Origin of the sequence: Acidovorax sp. sif0632 (genome assembly GCF_019218805.1) — a bacterium.
Classification (GTDB): domain Bacteria; phylum Pseudomonadota; class Gammaproteobacteria; order Burkholderiales; family Burkholderiaceae_C; genus Acidovorax; species Acidovorax facilis.
Genome location: NZ_JAHUWW010000011.1, coordinates 1 through 16,518, shown reverse-complemented (window position 1 = coordinate 16,518; position 16,518 = coordinate 1). Strand labels below are relative to the sequence as shown.

20 protein-coding genes are annotated in these 16,518 nt (G+C 62.7%); 15 read left to right on the top strand and 5 right to left on the bottom strand.

All coding sequences use genetic code 11. From position 1 onward, the window contains the following. The first annotated feature begins 92 nt into the window (after positions 1-92). Together KW832_RS24770 and KW832_RS24765 are read left to right on the top strand one after the other, a co-directional pair. Positions 93-557: a MaoC family dehydratase gene (locus tag KW832_RS24770; protein ID WP_218301846.1), complete on the top strand. Its 465-nt coding sequence runs from the start codon at positions 93-95 to the stop codon at positions 555-557. A gap of 32 nt (positions 558-589) precedes the next feature. Continuing rightward, positions 590-1,534, top strand: coding sequence for a LysR family transcriptional regulator (locus KW832_RS24765; protein ID WP_121505565.1), 945 nt, complete (start codon positions 590-592; stop codon positions 1,532-1,534). 49 nt (positions 1,535-1,583) lie between these two features. Here the strand turns inward: KW832_RS24765 and KW832_RS24760 are convergent, their stop codons facing one another. Both KW832_RS24760 and KW832_RS24755 read right to left on the bottom strand, forming a co-directional pair. Then, positions 1,584-2,111, bottom strand: a complete 528-nt coding sequence (locus KW832_RS24760) for a tRNA (cytidine(34)-2'-O)-methyltransferase (RefSeq protein ID WP_055398580.1) — start codon at positions 2,109-2,111, stop codon at positions 1,584-1,586. Positions 2,112-2,196: 85 nt separating this feature from the next. Beyond that, the gene (locus KW832_RS24755) at positions 2,197-2,919 is read right to left on the bottom strand and encodes a ComF family protein (RefSeq protein WP_218301845.1); all 723 of its coding nucleotides are present in this window, start codon (positions 2,917-2,919) and stop codon (positions 2,197-2,199) included. 23 nt (positions 2,920-2,942) lie between these two features. Here KW832_RS24755 and KW832_RS24750 point away from each other — a divergent pair, with 23 nt between their 5' ends. From KW832_RS24750 to KW832_RS24715, 8 genes are all read left to right on the top strand, one after another. Continuing rightward, positions 2,943-3,848, top strand: a complete 906-nt coding sequence (locus KW832_RS24750; protein WP_218301844.1) for a biotin synthase — start codon at positions 2,943-2,945, stop codon at positions 3,846-3,848. A 151-nt stretch (positions 3,849-3,999) separates the two neighbouring features. After that, positions 4,000-4,476, top strand: a complete 477-nt coding sequence (locus tag KW832_RS24745) for a DUF2244 domain-containing protein (protein WP_121420957.1) — start codon at positions 4,000-4,002, stop codon at positions 4,474-4,476. A 59-nt stretch (positions 4,477-4,535) separates the two neighbouring features. After that, positions 4,536-5,705 carry a cytochrome c oxidase subunit II gene (coxB, locus tag KW832_RS24740; protein WP_055398584.1) on the top strand — a complete coding sequence of 390 codons (1,170 nt, stop codon included), beginning with the start codon at positions 4,536-4,538 and terminating at the stop codon, positions 5,703-5,705. Positions 5,706-5,735: 30 nt separating this feature from the next. Next, positions 5,736-7,367, top strand: coding sequence for a cytochrome c oxidase subunit I (gene ctaD / locus KW832_RS24735; protein ID WP_055398585.1), 1,632 nt, complete (start codon positions 5,736-5,738; stop codon positions 7,365-7,367). An 11-nt stretch (positions 7,368-7,378) separates the two neighbouring features. Further along, positions 7,379-7,489, top strand: a complete 111-nt coding sequence (locus tag KW832_RS24730) for a cytochrome oxidase small assembly protein (RefSeq protein WP_212742253.1) — start codon at positions 7,379-7,381, stop codon at positions 7,487-7,489. A gap of 13 nt (positions 7,490-7,502) precedes the next feature. Then, a complete protein-coding gene (locus KW832_RS24725) occupies positions 7,503-8,138 on the top strand; it encodes a cytochrome c oxidase assembly protein (protein WP_121505569.1) in 636 nt (211 codons plus the stop codon). After that, positions 8,135-8,359 carry a DUF2970 domain-containing protein gene (locus KW832_RS24720; protein WP_218301843.1) on the top strand — a complete coding sequence of 75 codons (225 nt, stop codon included), beginning with the start codon at positions 8,135-8,137 and terminating at the stop codon, positions 8,357-8,359. Before KW832_RS24725 ends, KW832_RS24720 begins: the two co-directional genes overlap by 4 nt. Positions 8,360-8,424: 65 nt before the next feature. Further along, on the top strand, positions 8,425-9,306 hold the full coding sequence (locus KW832_RS24715) for a cytochrome c oxidase subunit 3 (RefSeq protein WP_121420955.1): 882 nt from the start codon (positions 8,425-8,427) through the stop codon (positions 9,304-9,306). 117 nt (positions 9,307-9,423) lie between these two features. Here KW832_RS24715 and KW832_RS24710 read toward each other — a convergent pair whose 3' ends face one another. Then, complete coding sequence (locus KW832_RS24710) at positions 9,424-9,648, bottom strand: twin transmembrane helix small protein (RefSeq protein ID WP_055398589.1); 225 nt, start codon at positions 9,646-9,648, stop codon at positions 9,424-9,426. A gap of 15 nt (positions 9,649-9,663) precedes the next feature. On the opposite strand from KW832_RS24710, the gene KW832_RS24705 reads away from it, so the two are divergent. From KW832_RS24705 to KW832_RS24685, 5 genes are read left to right on the top strand one after another with little or no spacing between them, the layout of a single operon-like run. Then, entirely contained in the window at positions 9,664-10,449 is a 786-nt protein-coding gene (locus KW832_RS24705; RefSeq protein ID WP_218301842.1) for an SURF1 family protein, read from the top strand. Continuing rightward, a complete protein-coding gene (locus KW832_RS24700; RefSeq protein WP_218301841.1) occupies positions 10,391-11,134 on the top strand; it encodes a hypothetical protein in 744 nt (247 codons plus the stop codon). Before KW832_RS24705 ends, KW832_RS24700 begins: the two co-directional genes overlap by 59 nt. Next, positions 11,134-12,315, top strand: a complete 1,182-nt coding sequence (locus KW832_RS24695) for a heme A synthase (protein WP_218301840.1) — start codon at positions 11,134-11,136, stop codon at positions 12,313-12,315. Before KW832_RS24700 ends, KW832_RS24695 begins: the two co-directional genes overlap by 1 nt. Beyond that, complete coding sequence (gene cyoE / locus KW832_RS24690; protein ID WP_055398593.1) at positions 12,312-13,214, top strand: heme o synthase; 903 nt, start codon at positions 12,312-12,314, stop codon at positions 13,212-13,214. Before KW832_RS24695 ends, cyoE begins: the two co-directional genes overlap by 4 nt. An 8-nt stretch (positions 13,215-13,222) precedes the next feature. Then, a complete protein-coding gene (locus KW832_RS24685) occupies positions 13,223-13,840 on the top strand; it encodes an SCO family protein (RefSeq protein WP_370628785.1) in 618 nt (205 codons plus the stop codon). 133 nt (positions 13,841-13,973) lie between these two features. Here the strand turns inward: KW832_RS24685 and KW832_RS24680 are convergent, their stop codons facing one another. Beyond that, positions 13,974-15,011 (bottom strand): tripartite tricarboxylate transporter substrate binding protein, encoded by a 1,038-nt coding sequence (locus tag KW832_RS24680; protein ID WP_121505573.1) that lies wholly within the window; start codon positions 15,009-15,011, stop codon positions 13,974-13,976. 116 nt (positions 15,012-15,127) lie between these two features. Continuing rightward, positions 15,128-16,069: an RNA polymerase sigma factor RpoH gene (gene rpoH, locus KW832_RS24675; protein ID WP_121420951.1), complete on the bottom strand. Its 942-nt coding sequence runs from the start codon at positions 16,067-16,069 to the stop codon at positions 15,128-15,130. Positions 16,070-16,518 lie beyond the last annotated feature (449 nt).

The window sequence follows — 16,518 nt, the reverse complement described above, 5'->3', positions numbered from 1 at the left end:
CAGCGTGAAGCAGAACGTACAACCAGCCCCTCGGGAAAACACCTGTCACCCGGCAGACAAGGCGCGCCAGGGCGCGGGGCTACATTGCGACGATGAAAATCTTCCGCTCTTATTCCGAAGTCAGCGCCTGCGTGGGCCAGGAGGTCGCCGTGACCGACTGGATCACCATCACGCAGGAACAGGTCAATCTGTTTGCCCAGGCCACGGGCGACCACCAGTGGATCCATGTGGACCCCGAGCGGGCCAAGGCCGGTCCCTTTGGCGCGCCCATTGCGCATGGGTTTCTCACGCTGTCGCTGATCCCGCAGTTTTTCGAGACGGGCCTGACCATCGAGGGTGCGCGCATGGGCGTGAACTACGGGCTCAACAAGGTGCGCTTCACGGCGCCCGTGCCTGTGGGCAGTCGCTTGCGAGCGCGCCTTACGCTGCAGGCTGCCGAGCCCGTGGCGCCCGATGGCATACAGATGACCTGGCTCGTGACGGTGGAGCGCGAGGGCAGCGAGAAACCTGTGTGCGTGGCCGAATCGCTGGCGCGCAACTTCGGCGCCCCGGCCTGAGCCTGGTCGCCATCGGGCAGGAGGTCTGAACCATGGACCGCCTGCAAGCCATGAAAATTTTCGAGCGTGTGGTGGAAGAGGGTGGCTTTGCCGCCGCCGCCCGCGCCATGGACATGTCACCCCCTGTGGTCACCCGCATGGTGGCCGAGTTGGAGCAGCATCTGGGCACGCGGCTGCTGCAGCGCACTACCCGCAAGCTGGCGCTCACCGACGCGGGTGATGCCTATCTGCAGCGCGTACGCACCATCCTGCACGAGATCGACGACGCCGAAGCGGCAGCGGCGGCCAACACGCGCGATCTGCGTGGCACCATCCGCATCGTTGCGGCGCCGGTGCTGGCGACCAACTTTCTGGCGCCAATGGTGGCGCTGTGGCATGCGGAGTTCCCCAAGCTGTTGCTTGACATCGACCTGGACGCCTATGCCTCGGCGAGGGTGGATGAATATGATGTGACCATCATGGTGGCAGGCGAGGATTTTGATGCCAACATCGTGGCACGCCCCCTGTTGAAGGGGGAGGCGATTGTTGTTGCATCACCCGACTACCTGGAGCGCAAGGGCATTCCGCGCGAGCCGCAAGACCTGCTGCAACACGACTATCTGCGCGACTCCGGCATGGCCGCGCGAGCGCAGTTGGGGCCAGCGCGCAAGCTGCGCCTGCAATCGCTCAACGGCAGCATGCCCGCGCAAGAGGTCGATGTGCCGGCAGTGCTGCAGTCGGTCAGCACAGAGCTGCTTCTGCGCGCGGCGGTAGACGGCGCGGGGGTGGCCGTCACATCGCGCCTGCTGGCCGAGGAACACCTGGCCCGTGGCGAACTGGTGCACATCCTGCCTGCGTGGATTTTTTCGCGCTACACCATCTATGCCGCGCTGCCGTCAGGCCGCATGCTGCCCGCGCGCACCAAGGTGTTTCTGGACTTTCTCAGCGAGCAGGTGCCCCTGGCCGTGGCGGACCAACGCGGGCAGCAGTCCAAGTAGCCCAAGGCCATCGGCCAGGGTGATGCACCCACCAACAATCAGCCAGGCATCAACCCAGCTGCGCAAATCCGCTGATGATGGTGCCCTCTGGCTCCACGGCGATTTCGCCGTCGGGCATGGCAAAACTGTTCTGGCGCCAGGCTTCGAACACCGTCACAGCCACGGCGTTGGACAAATTCAGGCTGCGCTGGCCCGCCACCATGGGCAGGCGCAGGCGTTGTGCGGGCGGAAAACTCTCGCGCAGTTCGGGCGGAAGCCCCCGCGTTTCAGCGCCAAACACCATCCAGTCGCCCGGCAGGAAGCAGGTGGAATGCACGGGCTGCGAGCCGTGCGTGGTCATCGCGAACATGCGGGTCGGGTCTGGTTGGGTATCCCGCAGGAAGGCGGTCCAGCCTGCATGCACTTGCACCTGGGCGTATTCGTGATAGTCCAGCCCCGCACGGCGCATCTGGCGGTCTTCCATCGAGAACCCGAGCGGCTCGATGAGGTGCAGAGTGCACCCCGTGTTGGCCGCCAGGCGAATCACATTCCCCGTGTTGGGCGGTATCTCGGGTTCGACGAGGACGATATGGAACATGCCGCCAATTGTCATCGCTGGGCGTGTGAGTTGAGCAACCGCTCGTAATCAAAAGTATCCCGCTGGTACTGCGAGGTTGCGGGGCTCAGTCGAGCCCCGTGCGCGCCAGGACGGCGGCGGTGACATGCGTCACGCCTGCCTCGCGCAGCGCCAGGGTGGCCGCCTGCAGCGTGGCACCGGTGGTCATCACGTCATCGATCAGCACCACCCGCTGGCCGCGCAGGGCTGCCGCGCGGCTGGGTTCAACGGCGAAGGCGCCGCGCAGGTTGCGCATGCGCTGGGCGCGGGGCAGGCTGCTTTGCGCCTCGGTGGCGTGCAGGCGCAGCAGGGTGTGGAGGTCGGTTTTGGGGCCTACCAGGTGCCTTGCCAGCAGGGCCGACTGGTTGAAGCCCCGCTCGCGCAGGCGTTCGGTGGACAGCGGCACCGGAAGCACGCGGTCAGCCGCTTCCAGCGCCGGTTCCATCCACGGCGTGCTGCGCATCAGTGTGGCCAGCGCCTTGGCCCAGCCCGGATCACCGCGAAACTTGAACTGCGCCAGCGCATCGGCCCAGGGGTAGGCGTAGTCCACTGCGGCAATGCAGGCATCAAAGCTGGGCGGGGTCTGGATGCAGGCGCCGCAGACCTCTACCCCTGCAGGCACTCGCAGGGCGCAGCGCTGGCAGCGCGTGGTGGGCTGGGCAAACCGCGCTACGCAGGCGTTGCAGATGCGCTGCGAGGGCCAGGTGTGGCAGAACGCGCACTGGCTGGGCACTTGGTGGGCCCAGGTGTGGAGACGGCGCGATATCCCTGTCAGGCCCGTAAAAAGCATGAATCAATATACTCGCGCGGCCCATGACGTCCTCCGAGCGCCCCCCCACCATTGATCCCGTTGCTGCGGCCCGCTGGCATGCAGCAGCCCCCGCCGTATCTCCCTGGCTTCATGAAGAAGTGGCCCGCCGCATGGAGGACCGCTTGCAGTGGATTCGCCAGGCCCCTGAATCGTGGTGCCATTGGGACGCAGCGCGTGGCGGCCTGCAGGCGCATGCGCTCGTGAGCGCACGCTATCCCAAAGCGCGTTGCCAGATCTACGAAACGGCAGCCCATTGCGAGGACTCTGCACGGCAAGCGCTGGCCAAGCCGTGGTGGAGTCCTGCGCGCTGGAGCGCAGGCAACCCCCAGCTGGGTATGCCTGCAGATGCGAGTGTGCAGATGCTGTGGGCCAACATGGCGCTGCACACGGCAACCGACCCGCAGGCGCTGATCGCGCAATGGCACCGTGCCCTGGCGGTGGATGGCTACCTGATGTTCTCGTGCCTGGGGCCCGATACCCTGCGAGAACTGCATGCGGTGTATGCCGAGCTGGGCTGGCCCCCGGCAGGGCATGCCTTCACCGACATGCACGATTGGGGTGACATGCTGGTGCACGCCGGTTTTGCCGAACCGGTGATGGACATGGAGCGCATCACGCTCACGTTTGCCACGCCCGAGCGGCTGGTTCAAGAGCTGCGCGAGCTGGGTTGCAATCTGCACCCTGATCGCTTTCCCTCATTGCGCGGTCGGCGCTGGCGCGAGAAGCTCTACCAAGTGCTGTCCGACCGGTTGGCAGATCCGCAACAAGGTGGTCAGTTGGCACTGACTTTCGAAATCATTTATGGCCATGCCTTCAAGCCTGCGCCTCGGGTGCGCGTCAGTTCCAGCAGCGCTGTGTCGCTGCAGGACATGCGCACCATGTTGCGCCAGGGCGGCAAAGAGAACTAGCCTGTAACGGCGTGTCAATGACATGGAACAAGGCACGCTACAATTCCGGGTTATTGAGATTTCGGGCATCTTCCCGCGCAACTTTGCGGGCTGCGCCTGTCTTGCCTTGGGCATGACAGGCACCCAGCTGGCAGTCTTGTGAGCACTTCTGGTGACGGGCTTGGTTTTTCGTTTTGCCACGGTGTCGGGTCAACGCATTGACTGGCGTCTCGTTCGCAACTGTTCGGTCACGCCGGTGCAGTTGGGCTGGATGTATCTGTCCTTGTGTGTGGTGTCCCTGGGTATCGCAACGTGCTTCTGGATACTCGGTGCCCGCCTGGTCATGCCCTTTGCGTGGCTGGAGATGGTGGCGGTAGGAATTGCATTCGCCATGTACGGTCGCCATGCGGCGGATGGCGAGAGGATTTCGCTGCAGGGTTCACGCCTTGTGGTGGAACTGGAGACAGCAGGCAAGCTGGAGCGCGCCGAGTTTGACCGGAGTTGGGTTCGCGTAGAGCCCAAGTCTGGGGACCGTTCGCTGATCATGCTGTCTGCGCAGGGCCGAACGGTCGAAGTGGGGCGCTTCATGCGCCCCGAACTTCGACCGGCTCTGGCATCGGAGATCCGCATGGCCTTGCGCGCAGCCTGACCCCACGCAGGCGCGCGAAAGGGATTGGTTAAATTGAGGCTTAGAAGTAAGTGAGAACTATGAAGAGCATTTCCAACAAGCTGGCTTCTCTGCTGCTGATTGCCGGTGCATGGGTGGGCTCCGCAGCCCATGCCGTTCAGGACCTGCCTGGCGGCCCTGCAGTCAACCAGCTGAACCTGCATCCCCCGGTCACCAAGATCGCAGAAGAGCAACATTTTCTGCACTGGATGATGCTGATCATCTGCACGGTGATCTTTGTTGCAGTGTTCTCCGTGATGTTCTACTCGATTTGGAAACACCGCCGTTCCAAGGGCGCCAAGTCGGCCAATTTCCATGAATCCGTGACGGTGGAAGTGGTCTGGACCATTGTTCCGTTCATCATCGTGATCCTGATGGCCCTGCCTGCCACCAAGGTGCTGGTGGCCCAGAAGGACACCACCAACGCCGACCTCACCATCAAGACCACGGGCTACCAGTGGAAGTGGGGTTATGACTACATCACCGGCGAGGGCGAGGGTCTGGCCTTCATCTCCACGCTGGACAGCAGCCACCGCGTGATGTCTGACAGCGGCAATGTCAAGGATGCGCCGACCGACTACCTGCTCAAGGTGGACAACCCGATGGTGGTGCCGGTGGGCAAGAAGATCCGCATCATTACGACGGCCAACGACGTGATCCACGCCTTCATGGTGCCCGCCTTCGGCATCAAGCAGGATGCGATCCCTGGCTTTGTGCGCGACACCTGGTTCCGCGCCGAGAAGATTGGCGACTACTACGGCCAGTGCGCCGAGCTGTGCGGCAAGGAGCACGCTTATATGCCCATCCATGTGAAGGTCGTGTCTGCTGAGGACTACACCGCCTGGGTGGCTGATCAGAAGAAGAAGGCTGCTGCCAAGCTGGACGACCCCACCAAGGTCTGGGCGCTGGACGACATCATGAAGCGTGGCGAGAAAGTGTATGCAGCCAACTGTGCGGCCTGCCACCAGGCCAACGGCAAGGGCGCTGGCCCCATCAAGCCATTGGACGGTTCGGCCATCGTGCTGGACGCGGACCATGTCAAGCAGATCCAGGTTCTGCTCAAGGGCGCAGCCAATGGTGCCATGCCTGCATGGGCGCAACTGAGCGATACCGATATCGCAGCCGTTGCCACCTACACCAAGAATTCGTGGTCCAACAAGACCGGCCAGCTGGTGCAGCCTGCTGAAATCGTGGCCCAGCGCGGCAAGTAATCAGCGCCCTAACGTATTGAGGAATCCAAGATGAGTGCAGTTCTCGACAACCACGGGCATGCGGGCGACCACGCACACGACGACCATGGACACCATGGTCCCACCGGCTGGCGCCGCTGGGTGTATGCCACCAACCACAAGGACATCGGTACCCTGTACCTGCTGTTTGCCTTCGCCATGCTTATGGTGGGCGGCGTCCTGGCGCTGTTGATTCGCGCCGAGCTGTTCCAGCCCGGCCTTCAGCTGGTGAACCCCGAGCTGTTCAACCAGCTCACCACCATGCACGGTCTGATCATGGTGTTCGGCGCCATCATGCCGGCCTTCGTGGGCTTTGCGAACTGGATGATCCCGCTGCAGATCGGCGCATCCGACATGGCTTTTGCCCGCATGAACAACTTCAGCTTCTGGCTGATGATCCCTGCTGCCATCATGCTGGTGGCATCGTTCTTCATGCCCGGTGGCGCTCCTGCTGCGGGCTGGACGCTGTATGCGCCGCTGACGCTGCAGATGGGCCCCTCCATGGATGCCGGCATCTTCGCGATGCACATCCTGGGTGCCTCGTCCATCATGGGCTCGATCAACATCATCGTGACCATCCTGAACATGCGCGCACCCGGCATGACGCTGATGAAGATGCCCATGTTCGCCTGGACCTGGCTCATCACCGCCTACCTGCTGATCGCCGTGATGCCCGTGCTGGCTGGCGCCATCACCATGACGCTGACGGATCGCCACTTCGGCACCAGCTTCTTCAACCCCGCTGGCGGCGGTGACCCGGTGATGTACCAGCACATCTTCTGGTTCTTCGGCCACCCTGAGGTGTACATCATGATCTTGCCGGCCTTCGGCATCATCAGCCAGATCGTGCCTGCGTTTGCCCGCAAGAAGCTGTTCGGCTACGCCTCCATGGTGTACGCCACGTCGTCCATCGCCATCCTGTCGTTCATCGTGTGGGCCCACCACATGTTCACGACGGGCATGCCCGTGACGGGCCAGCTCTTCTTCATGTACGCCACCATGCTGATCTCCGTGCCCACGGCCGTGAAGATCTTCAACTGGATCGCCACCATGTGGCGCGGCTCCATGACCTTTGAGACCCCCATGCTGTTCGCCGTGGGCTTCATCTTCGTGTTCACCATGGGTGGTTTCACCGGCCTGATTCTGGCCATGGCTCCCATCGACATCCAGTTGCAAGACACGTACTACGTAGTGGCCCACTTCCACTACGTGCTGGTGGCAGGCTCGCTGTTCTCCATGTTTGCTGGTGTCTACTACTGGCTGCCCAAGTGGACGGGTGTGATGTACTCTGAAACGCGCGGCCAGATCCACTTCTGGGGCTCGTTGATCACGTTCAACATCACCTTCTTCCCCATGCACTTCCTGGGTCTGGCAGGTATGCCCCGCCGCTACGCCGACTACCCCATGCAATTCGCTGACTTCAACGCGATTGCCTCGGTCGGCGCGCTGGGCTTCGGTCTGATGCAGGTCTACTTCTTCCTGGCGGTGATTGTTCCTGCCATGCGTGGCAAGGGTGAAAAGGCAGCTGCTAAGCCTTGGGACGGTGCTGAAGGTCTGGAATGGGAAGTTCCCTCTCCAGCGCCTTTCCACACTTTTGAGAATCCACCCAAGCTGGATGCCACGGCAACCCGTGTGATCGGCTGAGGGCCACGACGATGACACCCGAGCAGAAAAAGAGCAACCTGCGGATGGCGCTGATCCTGGCGTCGATTGCGGTGGTGTTCTTCGTCGGGTTCATGGCCAAGGTGTTCTTCCTTTCCCGTTGAGTCCACACCTGCCATGAGCCTGCACCGCGAAAACGCCAAGATGGTCGGCAAGCTGGTCGTGATCGCGGCTGGCATGTTCGCCTTCGGCTATGTGCTGATTCCCATCTACAAGCACATCTGCGAGATGACGGGCATCAACATCCTGTCGCTCTCCGAGCGTCAGGTGCCTGGTAACGGCGTGGCGGGCAAGGATGTCAAGGTTCCTGCCAACACGCAGGTGGACAAGACCCGTACGATCACGGTGGAGTTTGATGCCAACGCGCGGGGTCCCTGGGATTTCAAACCTGCCCAGCGATCGGTGCAGGTGCACCCGGGTGAGCTCACCACGGTGATGTACCAGTTTCAGAACATTCAGAACCGCCGCATGGCTGCGCAGGCCATTCCCAGCTACGCGCCCCGCCAGGCTGCTGCACACTTCAACAAGCTGGAGTGCTTCTGCTTTAACCAGTACACGCTGGAGCCCGGCGAGAAAAAGGAATGGCCGGTGGCGTTTGTGATTGACCCCCGTATTTCGAAGGACGTGACGACCATTACGTTGTCCTACACGTTCTTTGAAGTGGGTGGCAAGACACCCGCAGCACCGCAGTCCACAGCTGCCGTGGATGTATCCCTTCCGGCCATTTCCTCATTGGAAGGGGCAGGATCATGAATACCCCACTGGAGCCGCCCGTGGTGAAGCCGCATGCGCGCAAAGGCTCGTTGCTGCGCACCGTGCGCGCAGTGGCCTGGTCGCTGATCGGCCTGCGCAAGGGCAGCGAATACCAGCAGGATGTCGAAAAGCTCAACCCACTGCACATCATCGTGGTGGGACTGATCGCGGTCTTTCTGCTGGTCATCGGCCTGATCGGGCTGGTGAACTGGATCGTGTGAGTGAGTGTGTGTTGGTTGGTACGAACAAATACTGAAAACAAAGATTTTGAGAGTCAGGAGCTGAAATGAGTGCATCAACCCACGGCGGAACCCCGTACTACTATGTGCCTGCCGAGTCGCGTCACCCTGTGATGGCGGCTGCAGGCCTGTTCTTCGTCATTCTGGGCGCAGGGCAGTGGATCAACGGCCACGACTGGGGCAAGTATTCCCTGGCGCTGGGACTGGTGTGGTGGCTGTTCACGCTGTACCAATGGTTCGGCGATGCGGTGCGTGAGAGTGAAGGTGGCCTGTATGGTCACAAGATCGATCTGTCGTACCGCTGGAGCATGAGCTGGTTCATCTTCTCGGAGGTGATGTTTTTCGGTGCGTTCTTCACGGCCCTGTGGTGGGCGCGTTCGCACTCTGTACCTGCCCTGGGAAGCCTGGACAATGCACTGCTGTGGCCTGATTTCAAGGCGGTCTGGCCCAGTCTGGCTGCTGGTGTGACCGGTTCGCCGGCTGGCATCGTCGAGCCCTTCCAGACGGTGGGCCCCTTCTGGCTGCCCACCATCAATACGGCTCTGCTGCTGACCTCGGGTGTGACGCTGACCATCGCCCACCATGCACTGCGCGAAAACCATCGCGGCAAGACGATCGGCTTCATGTGGGCCACGGTGCTGTTGGGTTTTGTCTTCCTGCTGGTGCAAGGCTATGAGTACTACCACCTCTACACCGACCTGAACCTCAAGCTCAACTCGGGCGTGTTCGGTTCGACGTTCTTCATGCTGACCGGCTTCCACGGTTTCCACGTGTTCCTGGGCATGCTGATGCTGCTGGTGATCACGCTGCGATTGCAAAAGGGCCACTTCACGGCCGACAAGCACTTCGGTTTCGAGGGCGCTGCCTGGTACTGGCACTTTGTGGACGTGGTGTGGCTGGGTCTGTACGTGCTGGTCTACTGGATGTAAACCGCGCCTGCCATGTAAAAAAAGCGCCTCGCGGCGCTTTTTTTGTTGGCAAGCAAGCTGTCAGCGCAGACCCTGGTCCATCGCTGGCGGCGTGCTGCTCGCCACGGTTGGAGGGAGTTAGCGGGCGGTTGCCGGCAGGCCAGTAGGCTGGATGTAGCCCAGCTGCCAGGCGACCAAGATACACAGGAACAGCACGATGGAGATCCCCACCCGCACGGCCAGCGCCTTGGCCATGTGGTTGCCCTTGGACTTGTCATCGCGTCCATTGCGCATCATGAAGAACAGGGCGGATGCCAGGCTGGCCAGAATGGCGATGAACGCCAGCACTACGAGGTATTTCATGGAGCACATTATCCCGTGACCACTTTCCGCCGTCCCGCAGGCCTGCGTTTCTGGTTGATCACACTCGCCGCAGTGGCGGGCATGCTGGTCACGGCATCGCTGGGCCGCTGGCAGCTGTCGCGCGCAGCCGAAAAAGAGGCGCTTCAGGCCGCGCTGGACGAACGGGGGCGCATGCCTGCCATTGACGGCCGCGCCTTGCTTGCTGCTGCGGTGGCAGATCCATCCTCGAAGGACGCCTCTTCGTTGGTGCACCGTGCCGTGGTTCTGGAGGGGCGGTGGCTGTCGGAGCACACGGTGTACCTCGACAACCGCCAGATGCACGGGCGCCCGGGCTTTTTTGTGGTGACACCCTTGCAGCTGGCAGGGCAAAGTGGCGCGGCGGTGCTGGTGCAGCGTGGCTGGGCGCCGCGCAATTTCCAGGACCGTACGCGGCTGCCACAGGTGCAAACGCCACAGGATGTAACGGTGCGGGTGCAAGGCCGTGTGGCGCCCGCGCCTTCCCGTTTGTATGAGTTCCAGGGCGCCGACAGTGCCCAGGGGTCTTCTCGCATCCGGCAAAATCTCGATCTGGCAGCGTTTCGCACCGAAACCGGTCTGGCGCTTGCCCACCTCACGGTGCTGCAGACGGGCGAAGCAGGCGAGGGGCTTCAACGCGACTGGCCCGTGGTCGGCGCAGGCGTCGACAAACACTACGGTTACGCATTTCAATGGTTCGGGCTCTGCGGCCTGATTGCACTTCTCTATGTCTGGTTCCAAATCGTCCGACGGTTCATTCGCCCGCGCAGCCACCCTGCCGCCTGAAGCCCAGGGGGACCATCCCCTGGGGCTCACCGTGCACACGCTGCCCGAAGCGGCGGGCGCCGTGGCCCTGACGCAGCGCACGCGCCATGGGCGTTTGAAGATGCTGGGCGTGCTGCTCATCTGCGCGGCGCCGGTCGTCGCCTCGTATTTCACGTACTACGTCATCCGCCCCGAAGGCCGGCGCAACTATGGCGAGTTGATCAACCCGCAGCGCACCCTGCCGGACCTGAGCGCCACGGCACTCGATGGCAAGGCCGTTCCCCTGGCTTCGCTGAAGGGGCAATGGCTTCTGGTCAGCGTTGCGGGCGGGGCCTGTGATGCCGCCTGCCAGAAGCACCTGTACCTGCAGCGGCAACTGCGCGAAAGTGTGGGCAAGGAGAAAGACCGCGTGGACTGGGTCTGGCTGGTGAACGACGCTACCAGCGTGCCCCCGGAGCTCACGCGCGCATTGCAGAAAGCGACGGTGCTGCGCATGGATGCCGCTGCACTCAATGCGTGGCTTGCGCCCGCCGAGGGGCACCAGATCGCGGACCACTTGTATGTGGTGGACCCCATGGGCAACTGGATGATGCGTTTTCCGGCAGCCATGGACGCGGCAGGCGCGGCCAAGGCCAAGCGGGATCTTGAACGCCTGTTGCGTGCGTCCTCGTCATGGGATGAGGCCGGGCGTCCCGGGAAGCCGTGATGGACACCCCACAGCCGCTCTACGATCTGGCGCCCATCGCCCGGCTGATGCTGCTGGGCGTGCTGATTGCGCTCGGGCCGCTCGCCTGGGTGGGCTGGCGCAACCGCAACAGCTCCCCCATGCGGCGCTTGCAGGCACTCACGGTGCTCACCCTGTTCCTGACGTTTGATCTGGTGCTTTTTGGCGCCTTCACCCGCCTGACCGACTCGGGTCTGGGCTGCCCCGACTGGCCTGGGTGCTACGGCAGCGCCAGCCCCGTGGGGGCGCGCACCGAGATCGCGGCGGCCCAGGAGGCCATGCCCACCGGCCCTGTGACCCATGGCAAGGCATGGGTTGAAATGATTCACCGTTACCTGGCCACGGGCGTGGGCGTGCTCATCATCGTGCTCACGGTGTCGGCGTGGGTTCAGCATCGCAAGGACTTGCGTATGGGGGGCGAGCGTCCCCCCATCAGTCCGTGGTGGCCCACCTTCACGCTGTTCTGGGTGTGTCTGCAGGGGGCTTTCGGGGCGCTGACGGTGACGATGAAACTCTTTCCGGCCATCGTCACGCTGCACCTCGTCGGGGGGCTGGTGCTGCTGGCGCTGCTGTGTGTGCAGGCAGTGCGCCACACCCAGCGCGCTCAGGGCAAGCTGCCTGTGCGTGTCTCCACCGGGTTGCGCTGGGGCCTGGTGATCACCGGCGTGCTCGTGGCGGTGCAGGTGGTGCTGGGTGGCTGGGTCAGCACCAACTACGCGGTGCTGGCTTGCACCACCTTTCCTACCTGTCAGGGGAGCTGGTGGCCAGCCATGGACTTTGGCCAGGGTTTTCAGGTCTGGCGCGCGCTGGGTATGCTGCAGGACGGCAGCCACATCAGTTTTGCCGGGCTCACTGCCATCCACTATGTACACCGGCTCATGGCTTATGTGGTCCTCTTGGCCCTGGGCATCGTTTGCTGGCGCCTTCGCCAGGCGAGCGTGCTCCGGGTTCAGTCCCGCTGGCTGGCCGCGCTGGCGCTGCTGCAACTGGCCACCGGCCTCTCCAACGTGGTGCTGGACTGGCCGCTGCTGGCCGCCGTGCTGCATACCGGTGGCGCTGCGGCGCTGGTGGTGGTGTTGACCTGGGCCTTGGTGTCCAGCCGCGCGGTGTCCGCGCCGCAAGAGTTTTCCGCGCCTTCGGGTGCATCGAGAGTTTCCGCATGAGTGTTGCTGCCCCCGCCGCTGTTTCTACGCCGTCGCGCATTGCGCAGTTCTATGCGCTGACCAAGCCGCGTGTGGTCCAGCTCATTGTGTTTTGTGCCCTCATTGGCATGGTGCTGGCTGTGCCTGGGCTTCCGTCGGCCTCGCAACTTGGGCTGATGGCCTTGGCCTGTGCCGGGGTGTGGCTGGTGGCGGGCGCTGCCGCCGCCTTCAACTGCATCGTGGAGCAGGGCATCGACGCCAAGATGAAGCGCACCGCCTGGCGTCCCACAGCCAAGGGCCAGCTGTCCAACGCCCAGACGCTGCTGTTTTCTGCCGTGTTGTGTGGTGCGGGGTCCGCACTGTTGTACTTCTGGGTGAACCCTCTCACGATGTGGCTCACGTTCGCCACATTTGTGGGCTATGCGGTCATCTACACAGTGATTCTCAAGCCCCTCACGCCGCAGAACATTGTGATTGGTGGTGCGTCAGGCGCCATGCCGCCCGTGCTCGGGTGGGCGGCCATGACCAACGATGTCGGACCGGAAGCGCTCATCCTGTTCCTCATCATCTTTCTGTGGACGCCTCCTCACTTCTGGGCGCTGGCCCTGTACCGGGTGGAGGACTACCGCAAGTCTGGCCTGCCCATGCTGCCGGTGACCCATGGCAACGAGTTCACCCGCCTGCAGGTGTTTCTGTACACCCTGATCCTGTTTGCCGGGTGCCTGATGCCCTTCGTCTACGGCATGAGCTCATGGATCTACCTGGCCGCTGCGGTGGTGCTCAGCGCAGGCTTCTGCGGCTACGGTTTTGCCCTGTGGCGCAACTATTCGGACGCGCTCGCGCGCAAGACCTTTCGCTTTTCCCTCATCCACCTGAGCGCCCTGTTTGCCGCCCTCCTGGTGGACCACTACGTGCTGTGAAGACCGCCATGACCATGCTGAAAAGAAGTGCTCTTAAAACGATAGCTGTTAGCGCCTTATCTATAAGCGCTGCGGGCATTTTTAGTGCCTGTTCCGAGAAAAAGGCAGAGTTTCGTGGCGTGGACATCACCGGTGCGGACTATGCCCGTGACATCCCGCTGACCGACCACAACGGCCAGGCGCGACACCTCAAGGACTTTGCGGGCAAGGTGGTGGTGGTGTTCTTCGGCTTCACGCAGTGCCCGGACGTGTGCCCCACCTCCATGCAAGAGCTGGCCGAGGTGAAGAAGATGCTGGGCAAGGACGGCGACCGCCTGCAGGGCATCTTCGTAACGGTAGACCCCGAACGCGATACGCCGGAAGTGCTCAAGGCCTACATGGCCAATTTCGATCCCAGTTTTCTGGCCCTGTATGGCTCGCCAGAGCAACTGGCTGCGGTCGCCAAGGACTTCAAGATCTACTACAAGAAGGTCGATGGCAAAACGCCCACCAGCTACACCATGGACCACTCGGCGGGCAGCTACCTGTATGACACGGCGGGGCGCCTTCGCATCTACAACCGCTATGGCAGTGGCGCGCAGGCCCTGGCGGCAGACGTCAAGGCACTGCTGGCCGAGGCGGGCTGAGGTTTCTGCGGGCCCGCCAGTCCGCCTGCTGGTTTGACAGCACCTGCAACAAAAAACCCGGGCAGGTGCATCGGCCAGACCCGGGTTGATGTTTGCTAGCAGCAAAGGCGTGCGGCGTTTCCGTCGCGCAGATTTATTCCGCCTTGATGCCGCGCATCGCGATCACGCCGCCCAGCAAGTTGGTGTCGGCCTTCACGCGGTTGGCCAGCCCCTCGGGCGACGAGCCCACCGTCTGCCAGCCCTGCTGGAACAGCTTGCCGCGCACCTCTTCGCTTCGCGCGATTTCGCTGATCAGCGCCGCCAGCTTGGCCTGGATGGGCTTGGGCAGGGTCGAAGGCGCCGCAAAGGCGTTCCAGATTTCCAGGTTGAAGTTGCTGATGCCGGCCTCGGCCAGGCTCGGCACATCGGGTGCCAGCGGGCTGCGCCCGGAAGACGTCACACCAATCGCGCGCAACTTGCCCGCACGCACCTGGGCCTGCGCCAGGGCCGGGGGCAGCAAGGCCATCTGCAACTGCCCGCCCAGCATGGCGGTGGCCACCTGCGGGTAGCCCGGGTAGGGCACATGCACCGGGTTGATGTTGCTGCGCGACTTGAGCAACTCGGTGCCAATGTGGCCCACCGTGCCCACGCCGGGCGTGCCATAGCTCCACTTGTCGCCGCCATTGCGGGCTGCCACAAAGAAGTCGCGGGCGCTGCTGTTGGCGGGCACTCCGGGTTGGCTCACGGGCGCGGTCAGGATCAGGGGCGATGTGCCGATGAGGCTCAGTGGCGCCAGGTCCTTGAGCGGGTCGTAGGGTACGGCCGGGTTCAGCAGCTTGGCAATTGTCATGTTGCCGTTGATCATCAGGCCGACGGTGTGGTCATCACGCGCTTTGGCCACGGCATCAGCCGCAATATTGCCGCCTGCGCCCACTTTGTTTTCCACGATCACCGGCTGGCCCAGGGCCTTGGACAGCGGCTCGCTGAACGTGCGCGCCGTGAGGTCGGGCGAAGACCCGGCCGGAAAGCCCACGATGATCTTGAGCGGCTTGGTGGGCCATGCCAGGGGCGCGGCGGCTGCTGCGGCACCGGGCTTGGCGGCGTTCTGGGCGAGAGCCCAGGGGGAGGCGGCTGCCAGGGCAATCAGCAGCGTAGACGCACGGCGAGAAACAACAGGACGTGACGACAACATGGGAAGGGGTCTCCTCAACAAGAACATTCAGGGGCCAAAACGACACGGGGCCCCAGAACTGGGGCCCCGTGAGGCAACTTCTGCAGCCGGGGATATTAACCCCGCCGCCCTCAGGCTCAGGCGTACTCCGCCAGCGCCTTCTTCATCTTCTTCATTGCAGCCACTTCAATCTGCCGGATGCGCTCGGCGCTCACGCCATACACAGCTGCCAGCTCGTGCAACGTCATGCCGCCCGTACCGTCATCGTTGACCTTGAGCCAGCGCTCTTCCACGATGCGGCGGCTGCGGTCGTCCAGGCTGCCCAGCGCCGTGGCAATGCCATCGGTGGCCAGGGCATCGCGCTGGCGCGACTCGATCATGGCCGTAGGTTCGTGCGAGGCGTCGGCCAGATAGGCAATCGGCCCAAAAGCCTGTTCGCCATCGTCCGAGGGTGCGGGGTCCAGCAGCACATCACCGCCCGACATGCGGGTTTCCATCTCGATGACTTCCTCGCGCTTGACGTTGAGCTGCGCAGCCACCGTGTCGATTTCGTGGTCCGACAGCGTATCGCGGTGTGTGGCCGCATCAGCGGCAGACGCATCGGCCTTGAACCCCTGCTTCATGGAACGCAGGTTGAAGAAAAGCTTGCGCTGCGCCTTGGTGGTGGCAACCTTCACCATGCGCCAGTTTTTCAGGATGTACTCGTGGATCTCGGCCTTGATCCAGTGCATGGCATAGCTCACCAGACGCACGCCCTGGTCGGGGTCAAAGCGCTTGACGGCTTTCATCAGGCCCACATTGCCTTCCTGGATCAGGTCGCCATGGGGCAGGCCATAGCCCAGGTACTGGCGCGCAATCGAAACCACCAGACGCAGGTGCGACATCACCAGCCGACCGGCGGCGTCCAGATCGTTGTTGTCCTTGAGCTGCCGAGCGTAGGTCTGCTCTTCTTCGTGCGTGAGCAGCGGCAGGCGATTGACGGCGGAGATGTACGCGTCCAGGTTGCCCAATGGGGGCACCAGCGCCCACGGGTTGGCGGGCGCCAAAGTCGTCGTAGCGGTTCCAGATTGAATGTTCATTCCGGGAATCCTTTCCTCTAAGCCATGATATTAGCACTCCATAGGACAGAGTGCTAAGCCAGGAGTTCCCGTCCGGTTGTAGGCGATGCCGCCTGCCTGTCACTGTCGTGTTAATTTCCAAGCAAACCTAACCCGGCTGGTCAAATTTGCATCGGTACCAACACAAACGGCCTCCACGGAAACTGAGGCGCTTCATTAGTGTCAGCTCGGGAACCGAAGGCACGCGTTTGGCTGGTCTTCAAAAACTGTGCTAGAATTCAAGGCTCAGCTGATCGCAGCTAAGTCGGGAAAGCAAAGAAAACTTCGGTTGGATTTGTGGTCAGGTTCATTAAAAATATACAGCCGATAAGCGTGGGCGTTTGATGGCGAGTGCCAAGTTCTTTGGAACTAGTGCTTAGCACTACAAACGCTCATGAGAATAGAAGTGAAGTTCACTTCAATTCCGTTTT

Excerpts from the sequence above, each read along its gene's own strand:
- KW832_RS24770 (WP_218301846.1), top strand. The coding sequence starts at position 93 with ATGAAAATCTTCCGCTCTTATTCCGAAGTCAGCGCCTGCGTGGGCCAG.
- KW832_RS24765 (WP_121505565.1), top strand. The coding sequence starts at position 590 with ATGGACCGCCTGCAAGCCATGAAAATTTTCGAGCGTGTGGTGGAAGAG.
- KW832_RS24760 (WP_055398580.1), bottom strand. The coding sequence starts at position 2,111 with ATGTTCCATATCGTCCTCGTCGAACCCGAGATACCGCCCAACACGGGG.
- KW832_RS24755 (WP_218301845.1), bottom strand. The coding sequence starts at position 2,919 with ATGCTTTTTACGGGCCTGACAGGGATATCGCGCCGTCTCCACACCTGG.
- KW832_RS24750 (WP_218301844.1), top strand. The coding sequence starts at position 2,943 with ATGACGTCCTCCGAGCGCCCCCCCACCATTGATCCCGTTGCTGCGGCC.
- coxB (WP_055398584.1), top strand. The coding sequence starts at position 4,536 with ATGAAGAGCATTTCCAACAAGCTGGCTTCTCTGCTGCTGATTGCCGGT.
- ctaD (WP_055398585.1), top strand. The coding sequence starts at position 5,736 with ATGAGTGCAGTTCTCGACAACCACGGGCATGCGGGCGACCACGCACAC.
- KW832_RS24730 (WP_212742253.1), top strand. The coding sequence starts at position 7,379 with ATGACACCCGAGCAGAAAAAGAGCAACCTGCGGATGGCGCTGATCCTG.
- KW832_RS24725 (WP_121505569.1), top strand. The coding sequence starts at position 7,503 with ATGAGCCTGCACCGCGAAAACGCCAAGATGGTCGGCAAGCTGGTCGTG.
- KW832_RS24720 (WP_218301843.1), top strand. The coding sequence starts at position 8,135 with ATGAATACCCCACTGGAGCCGCCCGTGGTGAAGCCGCATGCGCGCAAA.
- KW832_RS24715 (WP_121420955.1), top strand. The coding sequence starts at position 8,425 with ATGAGTGCATCAACCCACGGCGGAACCCCGTACTACTATGTGCCTGCC.
- KW832_RS24710 (WP_055398589.1), bottom strand. The coding sequence starts at position 9,648 with ATGAAATACCTCGTAGTGCTGGCGTTCATCGCCATTCTGGCCAGCCTG.
- KW832_RS24700 (WP_218301841.1), top strand. The coding sequence starts at position 10,391 with ATGTCTGGTTCCAAATCGTCCGACGGTTCATTCGCCCGCGCAGCCACC.
- KW832_RS24695 (WP_218301840.1), top strand. The coding sequence starts at position 11,134 with ATGGACACCCCACAGCCGCTCTACGATCTGGCGCCCATCGCCCGGCTG.
- cyoE (WP_055398593.1), top strand. The coding sequence starts at position 12,312 with ATGAGTGTTGCTGCCCCCGCCGCTGTTTCTACGCCGTCGCGCATTGCG.
- KW832_RS24685 (WP_370628785.1), top strand. The coding sequence starts at position 13,223 with ATGACCATGCTGAAAAGAAGTGCTCTTAAAACGATAGCTGTTAGCGCC.
- KW832_RS24680 (WP_121505573.1), bottom strand. The coding sequence starts at position 15,011 with ATGTTGTCGTCACGTCCTGTTGTTTCTCGCCGTGCGTCTACGCTGCTG.
- rpoH (WP_121420951.1), bottom strand. The coding sequence starts at position 16,069 with ATGAACATTCAATCTGGAACCGCTACGACGACTTTGGCGCCCGCCAAC.